This is a genomic window from Mesorhizobium sp. M7A.F.Ca.US.005.03.2.1, assembly GCF_003997795.1.
GTDB classification, from domain to species: domain Bacteria; phylum Pseudomonadota; class Alphaproteobacteria; order Rhizobiales; family Rhizobiaceae; genus Mesorhizobium; species Mesorhizobium ciceri.
In genome coordinates this window covers 1-1,621 of record NZ_RZRP01001121.1, presented here as the reverse complement: position 1 = coordinate 1,621, position 1,621 = coordinate 1, and the positions used below count along the sequence as shown (strand labels likewise).

The following is a 1,621-nucleotide window of genomic DNA, read 5'->3' as shown; positions in this document are numbered from 1 at the left end:
GTCCGGCGGCGACCATCGGCGAAGTGCTTGCCGTGCCGCTGGCGCGGCCGCGCCGGCGCGTCGAACTCTCTTCCGACCGGACCTTCCTGCGCTGCCGCGAGGCGGTTCTGAAGTTCCTCTACGAACGCCACCGCTTCGTCGAAGCCGCGGAGTAGCACCATGAGCGAAAGACTTGTCATCATCGGCAATGGCATGGCCCCCGGGCGCATGCTGGAGCACCTGCTGGAACAGGCTCCGGGCCGCTACACCGTCACCATCTTCAACGCCGAGCCGCGCGTCAATTACGACCGCATCATGCTGTCGCCGGTGCTGTCGGGCGAGAAGGCCTATGAGGAGATCATCATCCATGGCGACGGCTGGTACATCGCCAACAACATCACCCTCTACAAGGGCCATAAGATCGTTGCCATCGACCGGACGGCGAAGACCGTCACCTCGGATCACGGCGTCACCGAGCCCTACGACAAGCTCGTCATCGCCACCGGCTCGGTACCGTTCATCATTCCGGTGCCGGGCCATGACCTGCCGGGCGTGCTGACCTATCGCGATCTCGACGACGTGCAGGCGATGATGCTCGCTGCCCAGTCGCGGGCCAAGGCGGTGGTCATCGGCGGCGGCCTGCTGGGTCTGGAGGCGGCGGCGGGCCTCAACGCGCAAGGCATGGACGTCACCGTGCTGCATGTCATGCCGACTTTGATGGAGCGCCAGCTCGATCCGGCCGCCGGCTATCTCTTGCAGCGCGCGGTGGAGCAGCGCGGCATCAAGGTCATCACCAAGGCCAACACCCAGGCGATCACAGGCAACGGCAAGGTCGGGCAGGTGGAACTTGCTGACGGCACCATTATCCCAGCAACGCTTGTGGTGATGGCCGTCGGCATCCGGCCGAATTCGGCGCTGGCCAAACAGGCCGGCATCGCCGTTAACAGGGGCATCGTCGTCGATGCCGGCATGCGCAGCAACGATCCCGACATCTACGCGCTCGGCGAATGTGCCGAGGTCAACGGCCAGGTCTATGGCCTCGTCGCGCCGCTCTACGAGATGGCGCGCGTTGCAGCCAGCCAGCTTGCCGGCGACGAAGCGGCGGCCTTCGTCCATATGGACACGCCGACCAAGCTCAAGGTCACCGGAATCGAACTGTTCTCGCTCGGAGACTTCGCCGATGGTGACGACCGCCAGGAGATCGTGCTGCGCGATGCTTCGGCCGGCGTCTACAAGCGGCTGGTGCTGAAGGACGACCGCATCATCGGCACCGTGCTCTATGGCGAGACGGCCGACGGCGCCTGGTTCAACGACCTGAAGAAGAAGCAGACCGACATATCGGAGATGCGCGATACGCTTATCTTCGGCCAGTCCTACCAGGGGGGTGCCCCGCTGGACCCTATGGCGGCCGTTGCAGCCTTGCCGGATGATGCGGAGATCTGCGGCTGCAACGGCGTTTGCAAGGGAAAGATCACCGGCGCGATCACGGCCAAGGGCCTGACCTCGCTCGACGACGTGCGCGCCCATACCAAGGCCTCGGCCTCCTGCGGCTCCTGTACCGGGCTGGTCGAGAAGCTGATGGTGCTGACCATCGGCGACAAATACAATCCAGCGGCGGTGCAGCCGATGTGCGGCTGCACGA

The 1,621-nt window shown here is 64.9% G+C and carries 1 protein-coding gene and 1 pseudogene; both read left to right on the top strand.

Features of this window, described 5'->3' with window-relative positions; translation table 11 throughout:
- Positions 1 to 155 (top strand): annotated as a pseudogene (locus EN991_RS35325) (ABC transporter ATP-binding protein); the annotation flags it as partial.
- A 4-nt stretch (positions 156 to 159) separates the two neighbouring features.
- On the top strand, positions 160 to 1,621 hold a 1,462-nt coding region (locus EN991_RS35320), incomplete at its 3' end, for an NAD(P)/FAD-dependent oxidoreductase (protein WP_164769632.1).